This is a genomic window from Microbacterium ginsengisoli (assembly GCF_000956535.1).
GTDB classification, from domain to species: Bacteria; Actinomycetota; Actinomycetes; order Actinomycetales; family Microbacteriaceae; genus Microbacterium; species Microbacterium ginsengisoli.
Genome location: NZ_JYIY01000074.1, coordinates 1 through 17,516, shown reverse-complemented (window position 1 = coordinate 17,516; position 17,516 = coordinate 1). Strand labels below are relative to the sequence as shown.

General features: G+C 70.8%; 18 protein-coding genes. 8 read left to right on the top strand and 10 right to left on the bottom strand.

Annotated elements, in window-relative coordinates; genetic code table 11:
* Positions 1–29: 29 nt before the first annotated feature.
* The 4 genes from RR49_RS08210 to thyX form a co-directional block, all read right to left on the bottom strand.
* Positions 30–1,706 (bottom strand): ribonuclease J, encoded by a 1,677-nt coding sequence (locus tag RR49_RS08210; protein WP_045247599.1) that lies wholly within the window; start codon positions 1,704–1,706, stop codon positions 30–32.
* 114 nt (positions 1,707–1,820) lie between these two features.
* Positions 1,821–2,798, bottom strand: coding sequence for a 4-hydroxy-tetrahydrodipicolinate synthase (gene dapA / locus RR49_RS08205; protein ID WP_045247710.1), 978 nt, complete (start codon positions 2,796–2,798; stop codon positions 1,821–1,823).
* A gap of 42 nt (positions 2,799–2,840) precedes the next feature.
* Entirely contained in the window at positions 2,841–3,605 is a 765-nt protein-coding gene (locus RR49_RS08200; protein ID WP_045247598.1) for an SDR family NAD(P)-dependent oxidoreductase, read from the bottom strand.
* A gap of 59 nt (positions 3,606–3,664) precedes the next feature.
* Entirely contained in the window at positions 3,665–4,408 is a 744-nt protein-coding gene (gene thyX, locus RR49_RS08195) for an FAD-dependent thymidylate synthase (RefSeq protein WP_045247597.1), read from the bottom strand.
* Between the two features lie 93 nt (positions 4,409–4,501).
* On the opposite strand from thyX, the gene RR49_RS08190 reads away from it, so the two are divergent.
* From RR49_RS08190 to RR49_RS08175, 4 genes are all read left to right on the top strand, one after another.
* Positions 4,502–4,939 (top strand): TlpA family protein disulfide reductase, encoded by a 438-nt coding sequence (locus RR49_RS08190; RefSeq protein ID WP_045247596.1) that lies wholly within the window; start codon positions 4,502–4,504, stop codon positions 4,937–4,939.
* On the top strand, positions 4,932–5,435 hold the full coding sequence (locus tag RR49_RS08185; protein WP_045247595.1) for a DUF4395 domain-containing protein: 504 nt from the start codon (positions 4,932–4,934) through the stop codon (positions 5,433–5,435). Before RR49_RS08190 ends, RR49_RS08185 begins: the two co-directional genes overlap by 8 nt.
* A gap of 92 nt (positions 5,436–5,527) precedes the next feature.
* The gene (locus RR49_RS08180) at positions 5,528–5,953 is read left to right on the top strand and encodes an OsmC family peroxiredoxin (protein WP_045247594.1); all 426 of its coding nucleotides are present in this window, start codon (positions 5,528–5,530) and stop codon (positions 5,951–5,953) included.
* A complete protein-coding gene (locus RR49_RS08175) occupies positions 5,946–6,854 on the top strand; it encodes a TIGR01777 family oxidoreductase (RefSeq protein WP_045247593.1) in 909 nt (302 codons plus the stop codon). The genes RR49_RS08180 and RR49_RS08175 overlap by 8 nt, the downstream gene beginning before the upstream one ends.
* A 37-nt stretch (positions 6,855–6,891) precedes the next feature.
* Here RR49_RS08175 and RR49_RS08170 read toward each other — a convergent pair whose 3' ends face one another.
* Both RR49_RS08170 and dapB read right to left on the bottom strand, forming a co-directional pair.
* Positions 6,892–7,353: a hypothetical protein gene (locus RR49_RS08170; RefSeq protein WP_045247592.1), complete on the bottom strand. Its 462-nt coding sequence runs from the start codon at positions 7,351–7,353 to the stop codon at positions 6,892–6,894.
* Entirely contained in the window at positions 7,350–8,168 is an 819-nt protein-coding gene (dapB, locus tag RR49_RS08165) for a 4-hydroxy-tetrahydrodipicolinate reductase (RefSeq protein WP_045247591.1), read from the bottom strand. Before dapB ends, RR49_RS08170 begins: the two co-directional genes overlap by 4 nt.
* 36 nt (positions 8,169–8,204) lie before the next feature.
* On the opposite strand from dapB, the gene RR49_RS08160 reads away from it, so the two are divergent.
* Positions 8,205–8,669, top strand: coding sequence for a GNAT family N-acetyltransferase (locus RR49_RS08160; RefSeq protein ID WP_045247590.1), 465 nt, complete (start codon positions 8,205–8,207; stop codon positions 8,667–8,669).
* A 27-nt stretch (positions 8,670–8,696) separates the two neighbouring features.
* Here RR49_RS08160 and RR49_RS08155 read toward each other — a convergent pair whose 3' ends face one another.
* The 4 genes from RR49_RS08155 to RR49_RS08140 form a co-directional block, all read right to left on the bottom strand.
* A complete protein-coding gene (locus RR49_RS08155; protein WP_045247589.1) occupies positions 8,697–9,299 on the bottom strand; it encodes a histidine phosphatase family protein in 603 nt (200 codons plus the stop codon).
* Positions 9,300–9,361: 62 nt separating this feature from the next.
* Complete coding sequence (locus tag RR49_RS08150) at positions 9,362–10,375, bottom strand: aldo/keto reductase (protein WP_045247588.1); 1,014 nt, start codon at positions 10,373–10,375, stop codon at positions 9,362–9,364.
* A 196-nt stretch (positions 10,376–10,571) separates the two neighbouring features.
* Positions 10,572–12,830, bottom strand: coding sequence for a polyribonucleotide nucleotidyltransferase (locus tag RR49_RS08145; RefSeq protein ID WP_045247587.1), 2,259 nt, complete (start codon positions 12,828–12,830; stop codon positions 10,572–10,574).
* A 329-nt stretch (positions 12,831–13,159) separates the two neighbouring features.
* Entirely contained in the window at positions 13,160–14,548 is a 1,389-nt protein-coding gene (locus RR49_RS08140) for a cation:dicarboxylate symporter family transporter (protein ID WP_048809033.1), read from the bottom strand.
* A gap of 144 nt (positions 14,549–14,692) precedes the next feature.
* On the opposite strand from RR49_RS08140, the gene RR49_RS08135 reads away from it, so the two are divergent.
* From RR49_RS08135 to RR49_RS08125, 3 genes are all read left to right on the top strand, one after another.
* Entirely contained in the window at positions 14,693–15,964 is a 1,272-nt protein-coding gene (locus tag RR49_RS08135) for a sensor histidine kinase (RefSeq protein ID WP_048809032.1), read from the top strand.
* Entirely contained in the window at positions 15,961–16,644 is a 684-nt protein-coding gene (locus RR49_RS08130) for a response regulator (RefSeq protein ID WP_045247586.1), read from the top strand. Before RR49_RS08135 ends, RR49_RS08130 begins: the two co-directional genes overlap by 4 nt.
* 47 nt (positions 16,645–16,691) lie before the next feature.
* On the top strand, positions 16,692–17,516 hold an 825-nt coding region (locus RR49_RS08125; protein ID WP_045247585.1), incomplete at its 3' end, for a hypothetical protein.

Genomic DNA, 17,516 nt, shown 5'->3' with positions numbered 1-17,516 from the left:
AGTCCCGCCGATGCCCGCGCCCGATCCGCTCAGGCCTCGATGACCAGCGGCACGATCATCGGGCGACGACGCAGCGACTGGTTGACCCAGCGACCGATCGTGCGCCGCACGACCTGCGACAGTGCGTGCGTGTCGCGCACGCCCGACTGCACAGCCTCGGTGAGAGCAGCCGCGATCTTCGGCTTCACCGTGTCGAAGACCGAGTCGTCCTCGGCGACACCGCGCGCGTGGATGTCGGGCCCGGAGACGATGCGGCCGGTAGCGGCATCCACCACGACGATGACGGAGATGAACCCCTCCTCGCCGAGGATGCGGCGGTCCTTCAGGTCGGCGTCGGTGATCTCGCCCACGCTCGAGCCGTCGACGTAGACGAAGCCCACGTCAAGCTGGCCGACGATGCGCGCTCGGCCGTCCTTCAGGTCGATGACCGTGCCGTTCTCGGCGAGGATCGTGCGCTCCGGCTCGACGCCGGTCTCCTGCGCGAGCTTCGCGTTGGCCATGAGGTGGCGGTACTCGCCGTGCACCGGCAGCACGTTGCGGGGCTTGAGGATGTTGTAGCAGTAGAGCAGCTCGCCCGCGGCGGCATGACCCGACACGTGCACCTTGGCGTTGGCCTTGTGCACGACGTTCGCGCCGAGCTTGGTGAGTCCGTCGATCACCCGGTAGACGGCGTTCTCGTTGCCGGGGATGAGGCTCGACGCGAGGATCACAGTGTCGCCCGGTCCGGGTTCGATGGCGTGGTCGAGGTTCGCCATGCGGCTGAGCACCGCCATGGGCTCGCCCTGCGATCCGGTCGACATGAAGACGACCTGGTCGTCGGGAAGGTTCTGCGCCTTCTTGTAGTCGATGAGCACGCCGTCGGGCACCGTCAGGTAGCCCAGGTCCTCGGCGATCGTCATGTTGCGCACCATGCTGCGTCCCAGGAAGGCGAGCCGACGGCCGTGAGCGGCAGCGGCGTCGAGCACCTGCTGCACGCGGTGCACGTGCGACGAGAAGCTCGCGACGATCACGCGGCGCGGGGCCTTGGCGATGACCTGGTCGAGCACGGGGCCGATCGAGCGCTCGAGCGGCGTGAAGCCCGGGACATCCGCGTTCGTGGAATCCACGAGGAAGAGGTCGACGCCCTCCTCGCCGAGCCGAGCGAACGCCCGCAGGTCGGTGAGGCGGCCGTCGAGCGGCAGCTGGTCCATCTTGAAGTCGCCGGTGGCGAGCACGAGGCCCGCAGGTGTGCGTATCGCGACGGCGAGCGCGTCGGGGATGGAGTGGTTGACGGCGACGAACTCGAGGTCGAACGGACCGACCTTCTCGCGCTGCCCCTCGGCGACGGTCAGCGAATACGGCTTGATGCGGTGTTCCTTGAGCTTCGCCTCGGTGAGGGCGAGCGTCAGCTGCGAGCCGATGATCGGGATGTCCTGGCGCAGCCGCAGCAGGTAGGGGACGGCGCCGATGTGGTCCTCGTGGCCGTGGGTCAGCACGACCGCCTCGATGTCGGCCAGCCGGTCCCGCAGCGGACCGAGGTCGGGGAGGATCAGGTCGACGCCGGGCTGGTGCTCCTCGGGGAAGAGCACGCCGCAGTCGACCACGAGCAGACGCCCGTCGTACTCGAACACGGTCATGTTGCGGCCGACCTCGCCGAGTCCGCCGAGGGGCGTGACGCGCAGGGTGCCGGTGTCGAGGGCGGGCGGATCGTAGACCTGGGTGGGCATGCAGAGCCTTTCCGGGATGCCGCGCCTCGCGCGCATCCGTCATCTCGCCGCGGGGGCGGCGTCTCGGTATGGCCGCTCGCGCGGCGTTTGTGTCCGCACTCGCGGCGGACGGTGTCAGCGGGTCGTGCCGTGGACCTTCGGCAGCGCACCGCCCGCGGCCGCGTTGCGGTCGGGGCGGAAGTTGGAGAAATCGGCGCCGGGCACGCCGGTCACGAGGGCGAGCTCGTCCTCGATGATCGCGGCCTCCCATTCCTCGGGGCCGACGAGCGGCAGGCGCACGCGGGGGCTGCCGATGCGGCCGAGGCCGTGGAGGATGTACTTCGCGCTCACCGTGCCGGGCACATGCGTCATGACGGCACGCACGAGCGGCTCGAGCCGCTGGTGCTCGGCGGTCGCCGCCGCGAGGTCGCCGCGGTTCACCGCGTCGACGATCGTGCGGTACGGGGTGGCCGTGATGTTCGCGGTGACGCCGATGAGTCCGGTCGCGCCGATCGCGAGGTGCGGTAGCACGTTCGCGTCGTCACCGGAGAAGTAGAGCAGATCGGTCTGGTTGAGCACGCGGCTCACCTCGCTGAAGTCGCCCTTGGCGTCTTTGATCGCGAGGATGTTCGGGTGCTTCGCGAGACGCAGGATCGTCTCGTACTTGATCGGCACGCCGGTGCGACCGGGGATGTCGTAGAGGATCACCGGCAGGTCGGTCGCGTCGGCGACCAGCCGGAAGTGCGTGAGGATGCCGGCCTGCGTGGGCTTGTTGTAGTACGGAGTGACGATCATGATGCCGTCGGCGCCGGCCTTCTCGCTGGCCTTGTAGAGCTCGATCGCGTGGGCGGTCTCGTTCGAGCCGCCCCCGGTGATGATCTTCGCCCGACCGGATGCGACATCCTTGCCGACCTCGACGAGCTTGAGCTTCTCGGGGTCGGTGAGGGTCGAGGTCTCCCCCGTCGTGCCGGTGACGACGATGCCGTCGGCTCCCGCGGTGATCACGTCGTCGATGTGCTTCTCGACGGCGGGCCAGTCGACCTCGCCGTCGGCCGTCATCGGGGTGACGAGCGCGACGAGCACCTGTCCGAAGGGATTGCCCGTGTGCGTCATGGTCACAAGGCTATCGGTTCACACGGCCCTGGATTGCGGGAATCAGCGCCCCCGCTGGCCGATGCGGGCGGCGACCGCATCGGGGAGGAGCGCGGTCAGGCGCACCAGGATCTTGTACCGCAGCGACGGGATCGAGACGGACTTGCCACGGGCGACATCCCGCAGCGATTCCGAGACGACGAGTGACGCATCGAGCCAGAGACCCGAGGGCACTCCTTCGTTCCCGGGCGCGAGCCCCATGCGCTCGTGGAAGCTCGTGTGCGTGAAGCCCGGGCAGACGGCGGTGACCGTCACGCCCCGAGGCGTGTACTGCACGTTCGCCCAGCGGCTGAACGAAATGAGCCAGCCCTTGCAGGCGCCGTAGGTCGAGCGCGGGAGGAAGCCGGCGACCGAGGCGACGTTGACGATGCGCCCGCGGCCGCGCTCGAGCATCGCACCGAGGGCCGCATGGGTCAGTCGCAGCGGCACCTCCACGTGGAGCTTCAGGTGGGAGACCTCGAGCTCGACGTCGTTGCGCTCGAACGCGAGCGGCAGACCGAACCCGGCGTTGTTGATGAGCAGCTCGATCGGACGAGCGCGATCGCGCAGACGCGCCTCCACCTTCGCGCGCTCGCGACGCTTGAGAAGATCGACGGCCAGCGTCTCGACCTCGACACCGTAGCTGCCGCGCAGCTGGCTGGCGAGCTGCTCGAGCGCATCATGACTGCGGGCGACGAGCACGAGGGACGCCCCGCGCTGTGCGAGCTGGCGAGCGTACTCGGCCCCGAGGCCCGCGCTCGCGCCGGTGATGAGAGCCGTGCGCGCCATGGCGCCAGCCTACGTGGTGCGCCCGCGCGTCACGAGCGGGCGGCCGGCCGCGGCATCCGTCAGGGGGCGACGCGCCCGTTCGCGGTGAACGCGGCGTGCGTGAGGGGCATGAGCTCGCGCCAGTACGCCTCCATCTGCTCCGCGCACATCTCGATCTCACGCTGCGGGAACGACGGGAACCGAGTGCCCTCGACCTTGGTGCGCAGCGAGAGGAAGTTCATCAGCGAGCGGGCGTTGACCGTCACGTACATCGACGAGTAGATGTTCAGCGGCAGCACGATGCGCGCGACCTCACGAGCGACGCCCGCCTCGAGCATGCGCTGATAGGCCTCGAAGGCGGCGATCGAGGCGGCCCGGGTCGTCTCGGCCACCAGCGCGACCTGCTCGTCGCTGCCGGGGAGGAACTCGTACGCGCCGGGCTTGCCGACCTGCAGCAGGTTGCGCTCGGGGCCGGGCACGTAGAACACCGGACGCAGCTCGCGGTAGCGGCCAGACTCCTCGTTGTAGCTCGCGATGCGGTGGCGCATGAACTCGCGGAACACGAAGATGGGCGCCTGCACGTAGAAGGTGAGCGAGTTGTGCTCGAACGGCGAGCCGTGACGGTCGCGCATCAGGTAGTTGATGAGGCCACGATCACGGGGCGAGGCCTCCTCCCCGGATGCCGCAGACTCCAGCGTCTGCTCGCCCTGCGTCGACACGCGCGCGGCGAAGAGGACATCGGCGTCCGACGCGCTCGCACGCACGAGCTCGACGGTCACGTCGCTGCGGAACTGGATCTCGGGGCGCGCATCGGCATCGGTCACAGCCGACAGACTAGCGCCGCGGATTGTTACGCCGAGCTGTCACACTCCGTCGATCGGCCCCCACCCTCGGTCGTCGCGGGTACCGTTTCTCAGATGGATCCGATCATCGTCGCCCTCGTGCTCGTCGGCCTGGTGGCCGTGGCGAGCGTGTTCGGCGTGCTGTCGAAGCGGAGCCTCGGCCGATCCACGCGCATCGAGTCCGGGGATGTGGTCAACCCGCAGCGACTCGGGTTCGACGAGCTCGGCGAGCAGGCCACCCTCGTGCAGTTCTCCACGGAGTTCTGCGCGCGCTGCCCGGGCGTGCACCGGGCCCTCGGCGAGATCGCCGGCGCCCACCCGGGCGTGCGCCATGTTGACATCGACCTGACGCACCGTCCCGACATCGCGAAGCGCTTCAGCGTGCTGCAGACCCCCACAACCCTCATCCTCGACGGCTCCGGACGCGTGCGCACGCGCTTCACCGGCGCAGCCCCCCGCACCGCCGTCGAGCTGGAGCTCACCCGCCTTCAGAAGGAGAACACCCGTGTCTAACTCCCCCGCCGGGATCGATCCGCGCGGACCGCGGTTCGCGGCATCCATCACGACGGTGCTGCTGATCATCGACGTGTACCTGGCGCTGATCGGCACCGCCACCCAGACCGGCACCACCCTCGCGCAGCGCGTGACCGACCCGGCATTCCTGCTGCTGGTCGTGATCGCGCTGCTGTTCCTGTGGAGCGTCGCCTCGCCGCGCACCGCCCCGTGGGGCGCGCTGTTCCGGTCCGTCGTACGCCCGCGGCTGAAGCCCCCCACCGAGCTCGAGGACCCGCGTCCGCCGCGCTTCGCGCAGGGCGTCGGACTGTTCGTCAGCGTCGTCGGCATCGTGCTGCACCTGATCGGTGTGCCGTGGGCGCTGCCGATCGCCGCGGCGGCCGCCTTCGTCGCCGCATTCCTGAACGCGGTCTTCGGCCTGTGCCTCGGATGCGAGCTCTATCTGCTGCTGCAGCGCGCGGGCCTCATCGGTCGCCGCTCGACCGCGGCGGTCTGATCGACGTCAAGCCCCTCGTGCCCGTCGCCCGCCCCGCTTAGGCTGGCGACGGCGTCGGATCTCGGCGCGCCATCCGATCGAAGGAGCACCGCATGAGCGTCACCAGCGAAGCCAGCACGTCGTGGAAGGGCTCCCTCGCGGAGGGGTCCGGCGAGGTCGCGTTCGAGAGCTCCAACCAGGGACCGTTCGCGGTCAACTGGAAGGCGCGGTCTGAGGGATCGTCGTCGGTGACGACTCCCGAAGAGCTCATCGCCGCGGCACACTCCTCGTGCTTCAGCATGGCGTTCTCCCACGCCCTCACGCAGAACGGCACCCCGCCGGAGAGCATCGAGGCGACGGCATCCGTGACCTTCATCCCGGGCACCGGCATCACCGGCAGCCACCTCAACGTGCACGCGGTCGTGCCGGGCATCAGCGCCGAGGACTTCGACCGTCTCGCGGGCGAGGCGAAGGCCGGATGCCCCGTGTCCCAGGCCCTCTCGGGCATCGAGATCACCCTCGAGGCCACGCTTGCCTGACACCTCCGAACGGGTCGTGCTCGCCGGCGCGTCCGGGCTCATCGGATCGGCTCTCGCCGATGCGCTGCGTGCGGACGGCGTGCCGGTGACACGACTCGTCAGGCGCGAGGCGACTGCACCCGACGAGGTGTCGTGGGCGCCAGAGACGGGCGGGCTCGATGAGTCCGTGCTGGCCGGGGCGCGCGCCGTGGTCTCCCTCGGGGGCGCGAGCGTCGGCAGGTTCCCGTGGTCGGCGTCGTACAAGCAGCAGCTGCGGCGGTCGCGCCTGGAACCCACCGAGACCCTGGCGGCCGCCCTCCTGCGTCTGGGAGCCGGCGCGCCCGCGTTCGTCTCCGCATCGGCCGTCGGCTACTACGGCTCGGAGCCGGGACAGGTGCTCACCGAGAGCTCGGCCGCCGGCGACACGTTCCTCGCCCGGCTCTGCGTCGACTGGGAGGCGGCCGCGGAGGCTGCGGCATCCGTCACCCGGGTCGCGCTGCTGCGCACGGCTCCCGTCGTGCATCGCGACGGCGTGCTGAAGCCCCTGATCCTGCTGACCCGGTTCGGCCTCGGCGGCCCGATCGGCCGCGGCACGCAGTCGTGGCCGTGGATCTCGCTCGAGGACGAGGTGCGGGCGATCCGTGCGGTGATCGACGGCGAGATCTCGGGCCCCGTGAACCTCACGGGCCCGACACGGGCGACCGCGAACGATCTGGGCTTCGCGCTGGCCCGGCGCATGAACCGGCCGTTCCTGCTACGGGCGCCGGCATGGGCGATGCGCCTCGTGCTCGGCGCCGACGCGACCGATGCGCTGCTCACGAGCGATGCCGACGTGCGCCCGCAGACCCTCCTCGACGCCGGGTTCACGTTCACTCACCCGACCGTCGACGACGCGGTCGCCGCCGCGGTACCGGCCGCCTGACGCCGCCGGCCGGAAACCGCCCCCGACGCGATCCCGGTCAGGTCGAGGGGATGCCGCGGCGTCCCCGCCGCTCGAGGGCGATCGCCCGACGGATCGCGGCGCGCGCCCGGCGCCGGTCGCCGGAGCCGTCGTACGCGAGCCCGAGGCGGTACCACGCCCGCCAGTCCTCGGGGGCCGCCTCGACCTCCTCGCGATAGCGCGGGAAGGCGGCGTCCGCCTCTGCTCGCACGACCCGTCCGCTCGGCAGCGTCGTGAGCTCTTCCTCGGGGAGATCCGCGTCGGATTCGAGGGTGCGTCCAAGCACCGCGGCGCGATGCCCGAACCACAGCTCCCGCCCGAGCGCCCAGACCGCGAGGAGCGGGAAGAAGATGAGGGCGACGCCGAGAGCGATCGCGATGGGCTCGCCGGTCGCGATGAACAGCACTGCCCGCTGCCCGACCAGAACGATGTAGAGAAGCAGTGCGGCGCTCATGATCGCGACGCCGATGCGGGTCGTCATACGTCTGTCGCCCGCGCGACCTGACCGGGCACGCCGTCGGCGATACCGGGGCCTGACGTCGTCGGCGTGGCGCCGGGCAGACGGATGCCGAGGTCGACGAAGCTGTCGAGCCCGACCACGACGCCGCGGGCGTCGCGCGCGGCGCCGAGGGCCAGGCGGATGCCGGGCGCGTAGGCCGCGGCCGGGTCGGCCGTGTCGTGCACGATCGTGAGCGTCTCCCCCGGGCCGGACAGCACGACTTCCTGGCGTGCCACGACACCCGGGCGCCGCAGCGAGTGCACCGGAACGCCCGCGACCCGCTGACCGCGCGCCCGCTGGTCGACGTGCGGCGCCTGCACCGGCCCCACCTCGGAGCGGGCCGCCGCGACCATCTCGGCCGTGCGCACGGCGGTGCCGCTCGGCGAGTCGACCTTGGTGTCGCGGTGGGCCTCGACGATCTCGATGGACGCGAAGAAGGGCGCCGCGACGGCGGCGAGCGCCGAGCCGACGACGGAGCCGAGCGAGAAGTTGGGGATGAACACGGCGCCGGTGCCCTGTGCGTCGACGAGCGGCCGCACCGCGGCGATGCGCTCGGCCGACCAGCCGCTCGTGCCGACGAGCACGTTGATGCCGCGTTCGATCGCGGCGCGGACGACGTCGATCGAGACGGCGGGGGTCGAGGCATCCACCACCAGGTCGGCGCCGTCGATCGCGGCGATGTCGTCGCGTGAGGAGAGCACCGCGTGCACGGCGAAGTCAGGCTCGGACTCGACGACCTCGAGGATGACGCGACCGAGCTTTCCGGTCCCGCCGACGATGGCGACGCGTGTGGTCATGGGATCAGCCTACGGGCGGCCGGTACGCTCGAGCGCATGGCCAGCGCCCGCGTCGTCTCCCCCGCCGATCCCGATGTGCACGCCCTGCTCGAGGAGTACTTCTCGATGCGCACCGACAGCTTCCCCGGCGGCGGCTACACCACGACCTTCCCCGATCCTGCGGCGTTCGTGGCGCCCGCGGGCGTGTTCCTCGCGATCGACGAGGACGGCGTCGCGGTCGGATGCGGCGGGGTGCGCCGCATCGCCGATGGTGAGGCCGGCATCCGGTACGAGGTGAAGAACGTCTTCGTCTCGCCGACCGGCCGCGGACGCGGCTGGGGACGCCTGCTGCTCGACGCCCTCGAGGACGAGGCGCGGCGGCTCGGCGCCGCCGAGCTCGTCCTCGACACCCACCACTCTCTGACAGCGGCGGCAGGTCTGTACGCCTCGAGCGGGTTCGTCACGATCCCGCCCTACAACAACAATCCGAACGCGACGCGCTGGTACGGCAAGCGGCTCTGAGTGGCGAGTGGATGCCGCGGCATCCCCTCAGACCAGGGGCACCTCGGGCAGCCCCGTGCGCAGTTCGAACGGCAGGTGAGCGAGGTCGTTGTGCGACACGAGCACCCATGGACGGCCCGTGCGCTGAGCGAGCACGGTGAGGCCGCAGTTGGCCTGGTTGAGGGTCATCCATCGCCACTCGGGCGCCTCCATGACCTCCCGCACGAACCAGGCGATCACGACGTTGTGCGTGATGATCAGCTCGTGAGAGGCCTGCGGCTTGCGACTCAGGAACATCGCGGTCGCGTCGCCCATCTGCGCGCGCCCCGCATCGATCTCCTCCTCGCTCACCCCGCCGAAGAAGGGCTCGAAGATCGGCGGCATCTCGGGACTCGGACCGCTCGGAATGCAATCGAACAGCAGCGATGACGGTTGCGGGTCGATCGACGGCAGTCGTTCGGCGATCACCCGCGCCGTCTCAGCCGCGCGTAGCAGCGGCGAATGCCACACCGCATCGAACGGAACCCCCGAGAGGCGGTCGGCGATGAGCTCTGCCTGCCGGCGGCCGCGGGGCGAGAGCGGGCCGTCTTCGAGACCGTGCTGAGCATCCTGATGCTCACCGTGCCGCACGAGGTAGAGGTAGTGCGTCACGTCTCAGCTCTCTTCATCGGGATCCGGGGGCCGCAAGGCCGCCTTCCACCCTAATCGAGCTTTCAGTCGAGGGCGCGGGCGAGTTCGGCGAGGTGCGCGCGCGTCAGGCGCACCCCGACACCCTGCACGAGATCACTCACCTGATCGGCATCCTGCGCGTTCACGATGGGTGCCACGACCGAGCTCTGCGCGAGCAGCCAGGCGATCGCGATCGCCGCGTTCGACACGCCGAGCTCAGCGCCGATGCCGTCCATCGCCCGCAGCACACGGGTGCCGCGCCGGTTGAGGTTGGAGGCGAGCTGCGCGGCGCGCACGCTCAGCACGATGCGCTGGCGCTGCCTCTGCGCACCCGAGAGGAAGCCGTGCTCGAGGGGATGAGACGGGGTCAGCGCGATCTGCTGCGCACCGACGACGAGCCTCATGTCGCCTTCGAACTCGCTGCGCCTCACCAGGTTGTACGGCACGTCGGCCACCGTGAGACGCGGATAGCCCGCGGACGCGTAGATACGCGCCTCGACGAGAGCCTCGGGCCGCAGGCCGTACGCCCCCACCGCGCGCACCTTGCCCGCGCCGACGAGCCAGTCGACCGTGGCGAGCACCTCTTCGAGCGGAGTCGAATCGCGCGTCGCATCGAGGTAGAGCACGTCGATCACATCGATGCGCAGACGGGTGAGCGTCGCCTCGACGCCCCGCACGAGTGCCACCGGCCCGAGACCCGGGTGGTCTTCGTGCGCGCCCACTCTCGCGGTCACGACCACGCTCTCGCGCAGGCCCCGGGACTCGATCCAGCTGCCGACGATGTGCTCGCTGCGTCCGGCGCCGTAGCTGTCGGAGGTGTGCACCGCATTTCCGCCGAGCTCGACGTAGCGATCGAGCGCCTGGTGAGCGGTCGGCAGGTCGGTTGTCCACCCGAAGTCGCCGCCGCCGAGGATCAGCGGGAAGACGGAGAACCCTGATTCCCCGAGCGGAATACGAAGCCCGGCCCCCACGGCCGGACCCTGCACGGGGATCGGCGCCGACGGGTGCGGCGTCTCGGGCGCACGCGAGCGACCGAGGAGTCGGTCGTCCCAGGCCATGCGCAGCCCCCTTCTCGCGCCGGCGACGCGGTCGCCCCCCGCGCGTGATTCGAGGCTAGGGCACACCGGAGTACCCGAGGCGCTCCCACGCGTCCGAGGAGTGAACGCGCCATAACGCTTTGATCACGCCTCTTCCGGCCTGAAACGGCGACTGCCCGCCCGGAGAATCCGGGCGGGCAGTCGTCAGGGACGGTGATCAGTCCTCGGCGGGAGCCTCTTCGGCATCCGCCGCGGCCTGGTCGTCGAGCACCGGCTCGAGCGACAGCTTGCCGCGGTCATCCACCTTCGTGATGCGCACGAGCAGCTTCTGACCGACCGAGAGGACGTCCTCGACGTTCTCGACACGCTTCCCACCGGCGAGCTTGCGCACCTCGCTGACGTGCAGCAGGCCGTCCTTGCCGGGAAGGAGCGAGATGAACGCACCGAAGGTCGCGATCTTCACGACCGTGCCCAGGAACTGCTCGCCGACCTCCGGGTTGTGAGGGTTGGCGATCGCGTTGACCTGCGCACGCGCGGCCTCGGCCGACGCGCCGTCGACAGCACCGATGTAGACGGTGCCGTCCTCCTCGATGGAGATGTCGGCGCCGGTCTCGTCCTGGATCGCATTGATCGTCTTGCCCTTGGGGCCGATGAGCTCGCCGATCTTGTCGACCGGGATCTGCACGCTGATCACGCGCGGAGCGGTCGGCGCCATCTCATCCGGACCGTCGATCGCAGCCGTCAGCACCTCGAGGATGCGCAGACGCGCGTCCTTCGCCTGGGTGAGGGCGCCCGCGAGGACCTCCGACGGGATGCCGTCGAGCTTCGTGTCGAGCTGGATCGCCGTGACGAACTCGCTCGTGCCCGCGACCTTGAAGTCCATGTCGCCGAGCGCGTCCTCCGCGCCCAGGATGTCGGTCAGCGCCGCGTAGCGGGTGTGACCGTCGACCTCGTCGGAGACGAGACCCATCGCGATGCCCGCGACCGGAGCGCGCAGCGGCACACCGGCGTTCAGCAGCGACAGGGTCGAGGCGCACACCGAGCCCATCGACGTCGAGCCGTTCGATCCGAGGGCCTCGGAGACCTGACGGATCGCGTACGGGAACTCCTCGCGGGTCGGCAGCACCGGCACGAGCGCGCGCTCGGCGAGGAAGCCGTGCCCGATCTCGCGACGCTTCGGGCTGCCCACTCGGCCGGTCTCACCGGTCGAGTAGGGCGGGAAGTTGTAGTGGTGCATGTAGCGCTTGCTCGTCGTGGGCGACAGCGAGTCGATCTGCTGCTCCATCTTGAGCATGTTGAGCGTCGTGACACCCAGGATCTGGGTCTCACCGCGCTGGAAGATCGCGGAGCCGTGCACACGCGGGATGACCTCGACCTCGGCGTCCAGCGGACGGATGTCGGCGAGGCCGCGACCGTCGATGCGCACACCCTCGGAGAGGATGCGGCCGCGCACGATCTTCTTCGTGACCGACTTGTAGGCGGCACCCACCTCGGCGAGGGCCGCGACCGGGAGCTCGCCCGCCTCGACGGCGGCGGCGACATCCGCCTTCACACGGTCCTTGATCGCGTCGTCGGCGTTCTGACGCTCGATCTTGTCGGCGATCTGGTAGACGCCCTTGAGCTCGTCGTAGGAGCGGGCCGCGACGAAGTCGTAGACCTCGGGCGAGTAGGGCAGGAACACCGGGTAGGGCTGGATCTCCTTCGCGGCCGTGTTCGCCAGGGCGGTCTGGGCCGCGACGAGCTCGGTGATGAAGGGCTTGGCGGCCTCGAGACCCTGCGCGACGATCTCCTCGCTGGGCTTGGTGGCGCCGGCCTTGATGAGGTTCCAGCTGTGCTCGGTGGCCTCGGCCTCGACCATCATGATCGCGACGTCGCCGTCGGGAAGCACACGGCCGGCGACGACGAGGTCGAAGACGGCGTCTTCGAGGAGCTTGGCGGTCGGGAACGCGACCCACTGGTCGGCGTGCTCGCCGTGACCCGGGATGAGCGCGAGGCGGACACCGGCGATCGGGCCCGAGAACGGCAGGCCGGAGATCTGGGTGGAGGCCGACGCGGCGTTGATCGCGAGGGCGTCGTAGAACTCACCCGGGGCGATCGAGAGCACGGTGATGACGATCTGCACCTCGTTGCGCAGGCCGTCGACGAACGACGGGCGCAGCGGGCGGTCGATGAGACGGCAGACGAGGATCGCCTCGGTCGAGGGACGGCCCTCGCGGCGGAAGAACGAGCCGGGGATCTTGCCGGCGGCGTACGAGCGCTCCTCGACGTCGACGGTCAGCGGGAAGAAGTCGAAGCCTTCACGCGGCTGCTTGCTGGCACTGGTGGCCGACAGCAGCATCGTCTCCTCGTCGAGGTAGGCGGCGACCGAACCCTGCGCCTGCTGGGCGAGGCGTCCGGTCTCGAAGCGGATGGTGCGGGTGCCGAAGCGGCCGTTGTCGAGGACGGCTTCGGTCGCGGTGATTTCAGGACCTTCCAAGAGGTCTCTCCTTCTTTGTTTATCCTCGCGGGCGCGTGTCGCCGGCGAGGGCATGCGAAGGAGCAGGAACAGGCAGTTATGAGCGCGGGCAGTGTGATGCCTGACGCCTGCGCTGGCCACCAGTAGAAGATCACCCGCCGCCGGGGCCGCAGCATCCGGATCGAGGAACCCACCACAGGGGACCAGCTTCCTGCCGGCCTGCTCCTGTGCTCGCGTGTGCGAGCAGGTGTTCAGTTGTGAGGGTGCCGCAGAGGCATCCGCGCCGATCTTACCAGTCCGGCCCGTCTGAGCGGGGGTGCGGATACGGACACCCGCACCCCCGCTGCCGTTCAGCGCACGCCCGCGGGGATGCGCTCGGGCGCAGGCTCGGCCACCGGGGTGGCACCTGCCGTGCCGTGGTCGTCGCCGACGCCGCCCGAGAACGGCAGCTCGCCGCGCAGCACTCGGCGCATCCGGTCGGCGTCGATCTGCTTGGTCCAGGTGCCGATGAGCACCGTCGCGACGGCGTTGCCGGTGAAGTTCGTGACCGCCCGCCCCTCGGACATGAACCGGTCGATGCCGACGATGACGCCGACGCCGCCGACGAGGTCCGGGCGGAACGCCTGAAGTCCGCCCGCGAGGGTTGCGAGACCGGCGCCGGTGACGCCCGCCGCACCCTTGGACGCGATGATCATGAACACCAGCAGGCTGATCTGCTCACCGATCGACATCGGCGTGCCCATGCCCGTCGCGATGAACAGCGACGCCATCGTGAGGTAGATCGCCGTGCCGTCCAGATTGAACGAGTACCCGGTCGGCACCGTGATGCCGACGACCGGCTTCGAGACGCCGAGGTGCTCCATCTTGGCGATCAGCCGCGGCAGCGCCGACTCGCTCGAGGAGGTGCCGACGATCAACAGGTACTCGCTGCCGAGGTAGCGGATCAGCGAGAACACGTTGACGCGGGCGACGACGGCGAGCAGGGAGCCGAGCACGACCGCGATGAACAGGAAGCACGTGACGTAGAACGCGACGAGCACCACGCCGAGGCTCAGGATCGCCTGCACGCCGGTCTTGCCGACCACCGCCGCGATGGCACCGAACGCGCCCACCGGGGCGAGCCACAGGATCATTCCCAGCACCCGGAACACGAGCGCCTGCAGGTTCTTGACGAAGTCCATGATGGGCTTGCCCCGCTCCCCCATGCCCTGCAGCGCGAAGCCCACGAGCAGCGCGAGGAAGAGAACCTGCAGGACGCTGCCGCCGGTGAACGCCGAGAAGAAGGTGGTCGGGATGATGCCGAGGATGAAGTCCTGCGTGCTCGTGCCCTCGGTGCTCGGCGCCGTATAGGTCGCGCCCTTGATGTTCAGGCCCTCGCCCGGGTGGATGAGGTTGCCGACGACGAGGCCGATCGCGAGTGCGAACGTCGACATCGCGAGGAAGTAGACGAGGGCGAGACCGCCGATCTTGCCGACCGTCGCGGCCTTCGCGATCGAGCCGACCCCGACCACGATCGTGCAGAAGATGATCGGCGCGATCATCATCTTGATGAGGCTCACGAAGCCGGTGCCGATCGGCTCGAGCGCCCGGGCGAACCCGGGGGCGGCGAGCCCGAGGATCGCGCCCAGCACGACGGCGGCGATGACCGCTACGTAGAGCCAGGTGTGCTTGTCGAGGCGCCGCAGCCGCGGAGGCGGAGCGGGGAGGGCGATGCCGGTGGTGCGGGGAATGCGAGCCATGAGGGCCTCCAGGGTCGAAACGTCGTCGTCTCCCCCACGCGAGCCGCGCGGGGTGTGCCCAGCGTCGGCGGGGGGCGCGGCAACCGGAACTTATGGTCGTAGTGAACGCGCCCCCACTCGGCGCTGATCGGGGAGGATCGGACCGTGGCGATTCGACGACGAGCGCGCAGCGCGGCATCCGTGGTGTTCGTCGCGCTCGTGATCGCGGTCGTCGTGGTCACCGCCGCTCTCGCGGCGGTGCTGCTGTGGACGACGCAGCAGTCGGTGACCGCCGAGTCGGAGCGCGTCACCCGCACCCTGGCACTCGCGCTGGCCGACACGCCCGCGGTGCAGAACGCGCTCGCCGACGACACCCGCACGGCCGCGACGGCGGTGCTGCAGCCGGTCGCCGCACGGGTCATGACGGATGCCCGCATCGACTTCATCACGATCATGGAGCCCGACGGCACCCGCGTCACCCATCGCGACGTGTCGGTGATCGGCGAGACCTACATCGGCACGATCCCGCAGCCGCCGGCGACCTTCACCGAGGAGTACACCGGCACGCTCGGCCCGTCGCTGCGCACCATCACCCCCGTGTACGACGACGGACGGCTGGTGGGGTGGGTGTCGGTCGGGGTCACGACCGGCAGCATCGGCGCACTCTTCCTCGAGCGGCTCCCCGTCGTCGCGATCGCCGCGATCGTGGCCGTCGCCGCCGGCTTCGCCGTCGCGCTCGTCGTGCGCCGGGTGACTCGACGCGTGACCGGCGACCTGTCGGCCCGGGGCGTGCGCGAGACCCTCTCCTCGTACGAGTCGATGCGCACGCTCGGCGAGGCCCTGCGTGCGCAGACCCACGAGCACGGCAACCGCATGCACACCGCCGCCTCCCTGGTGGAGCTCGGCCGCATCGACGAGGCGATCGCGCTCCTGACCGAGGCGTCGCGGCAGTCGCAGGCGCTCGTCGACGTCGCCGCAGGCACGTCCGGCGACCCGGCGGTGGGAGCGCTGCTGCTGGGCAAGGCGTCCCAGGCGGCGGAGCGGGGCATCCGCTGGGAGACCCACATCGATGCGGAGGCTCCCGGCGGCCTCCTGCCGCCGATGGAGATGGTGTCGCTGGTCGGCAACCTCGTCGACAATGCGCTGGATGCCGCGGCTGCGGGCCTCACACCCCGATGGGTGTCGACGCGGCTGAGCCCCGACGTATCGGGTACGGGGCTCATCATCGAGGTCGCCGACAGCGGGGCCGGGGTGCCGGCGGAGCTGCGCGAGCGCATCTTCCAGCGCGGGTTCTCGACGAAGGCCGCGAGCGCGGGCGGACGCGGGGTCGGCCTGGCGCTTGTCGGCGCGCTCGTGCGCGACGCGGGCGGCACGGTCGAGATCGGCACGACGCCGAGCCGGTTCACCGTGACGCTGCCGGGCGGAGGCGCCGCGTGATCCGCGTGATGATCGTCGACGACGAGGCGCTCACCCTCGAGCTGCACCGGTCGTACGTCGAACGACTGCCCGGTTTCGAGGTCGTCGCCGAGTGCACGTCAGCGCGCGCGGCCCACCGAGCGCTGGTGGAGCAGCCGCCGCCGGGCGGCATCGACCTGGTCCTGCTGGACGTCACCATGCCCGACGGCACGGGCGTGGACGTCCTGCGCCAGGCTCGCGCCGCCGGCGTCGACGTGGACGTCGTTGCGGTCACGAGCGTGCGCGACGCCGAGGTCGTGCGGCAGATGGTCGCTCTCGGTGCGGTGCAGTACCTGGTGAAGCCGTTCACCTTCGCGGCGTTCCGCGAACGGGTTGAGCCGTTCCGCGACTATCGCGAGCGGGTCGCGTCGGCGACGGGTGCGGCCACCCAGAGCGAGATCGACGGCGTGCTCGGCGCGTCGCGGCCGCGGGTCGCGGCATCCCTTCCGAAGGGGCTCGCCGAGACCTCGCTGCGGCGGGTCATCGATGCGGTGCGCGAACACGGGCCGCTCTCGGCCGCCGAGGCCGGCGAACTGCTCGGGATGTCGCGGGTGTCGGCGCGCCGCTACCTCGAGCACCTGGCCGGGGAAGGGCGCATCGAGCGCGCCGCCCGGTATGGCAGCCCGGGTCGTCCCGAGTCGGAGTACCGCTGGGTGCGGTGAGGCGCACGAGGTGGCGGGGTCCCGTCGAGCCGGTTAGCGTCGGTCACATGCTGGGATCGATCGGGCACATCGCTCACCGCGCCGGCGCGGTCGCGGTGGCCGCGGTGCTCGGGCTCGTGGTGGGGATCTCCGCACCGACCGCGGCCGACGGCGCGGAGAACGATCCCACGTGGGCGCAGGTGCAGGCGGCCAAGTCATCGGTGGCCGCGACGCAGGCCGAGATCGCCACGATCCAGCAGATCCTCGCGAGCGCGCAGGAGGAGGCGGCGGCGACCTCGACCGCGGCGATGACCGCCACGGCAGCCGCCGACGCGGCCGCCGCCGAGCTCGCGACTGCGACCGCGCGCGCCGACGACCTGGCGGCGCAGAGCGCGACAGCAGATGCCGCGGCCCGCCGCGCCACCACTGCGGCCGCGACACTCGCAGCCACCCTCTACCGCACGCAGACCGACGGCCCGGTGCTCGCGCGGCTACTCACGAGCGCCGACCCGACCGACCTGCTCTCCCGACTCTCTCTGCTCGATCGCCTCGGCGCGACCTGGCAGGTCGTGCTCGGCGAGGCGACCCGCACGGCCGGCCTTGCATCGACGCTGCGCACGCAGGCGGATGCCGCGCAGGCAGCTCGCGCGCAGGCGGCCGATGCGGCGACGGCCACCGCGCGGGCCGCGCAGGCCGCGGCGGCGGCGGATGCGGCATCCGTCAGCCGCACCCTCGCACGCCAGGCGACGCTCATCGCCCAGCTCGCCTCGCTGAAGAACACGTCGGCCGCACTCGAGCAGCAGTACCTGCTCGCGCAGCAGGTCGCGGCGCAACCGCCGCAGACGGCACCGAGCGGCGGGTCTGGGTCGGGTTCGAGCGGGGCGGGGTCCGGG

Coding starts and splice junctions, on each gene's coding strand:
- RR49_RS08180 (WP_045247594.1), top strand. CDS start 5,528: ATGAGCGTCACCAGCGAAGCCAGCACGTCGTGGAAGGGCTCCCTCGCG.
- dapA (WP_045247710.1), bottom strand. CDS start 2,798: ATGACGCACACGGGCAATCCCTTCGGACAGGTGCTCGTCGCGCTCGTC.
- dapB (WP_045247591.1), bottom strand. CDS start 8,168: ATGACCACACGCGTCGCCATCGTCGGCGGGACCGGAAAGCTCGGTCGC.
- RR49_RS08200 (WP_045247598.1), bottom strand. CDS start 3,605: ATGGCGCGCACGGCTCTCATCACCGGCGCGAGCGCGGGCCTCGGGGCC.
- RR49_RS08190 (WP_045247596.1), top strand. CDS start 4,502: ATGGATCCGATCATCGTCGCCCTCGTGCTCGTCGGCCTGGTGGCCGTG.
- RR49_RS08150 (WP_045247588.1), bottom strand. CDS start 10,375: ATGGCCTGGGACGACCGACTCCTCGGTCGCTCGCGTGCGCCCGAGACG.
- RR49_RS08160 (WP_045247590.1), top strand. CDS start 8,205: ATGGCCAGCGCCCGCGTCGTCTCCCCCGCCGATCCCGATGTGCACGCC.
- RR49_RS08210 (WP_045247599.1), bottom strand. CDS start 1,706: ATGCCCACCCAGGTCTACGATCCGCCCGCCCTCGACACCGGCACCCTG.
- RR49_RS08140 (WP_048809033.1), bottom strand. CDS start 14,548: ATGGCTCGCATTCCCCGCACCACCGGCATCGCCCTCCCCGCTCCGCCT.
- RR49_RS08170 (WP_045247592.1), bottom strand. CDS start 7,353: ATGACGACCCGCATCGGCGTCGCGATCATGAGCGCCGCACTGCTTCTC.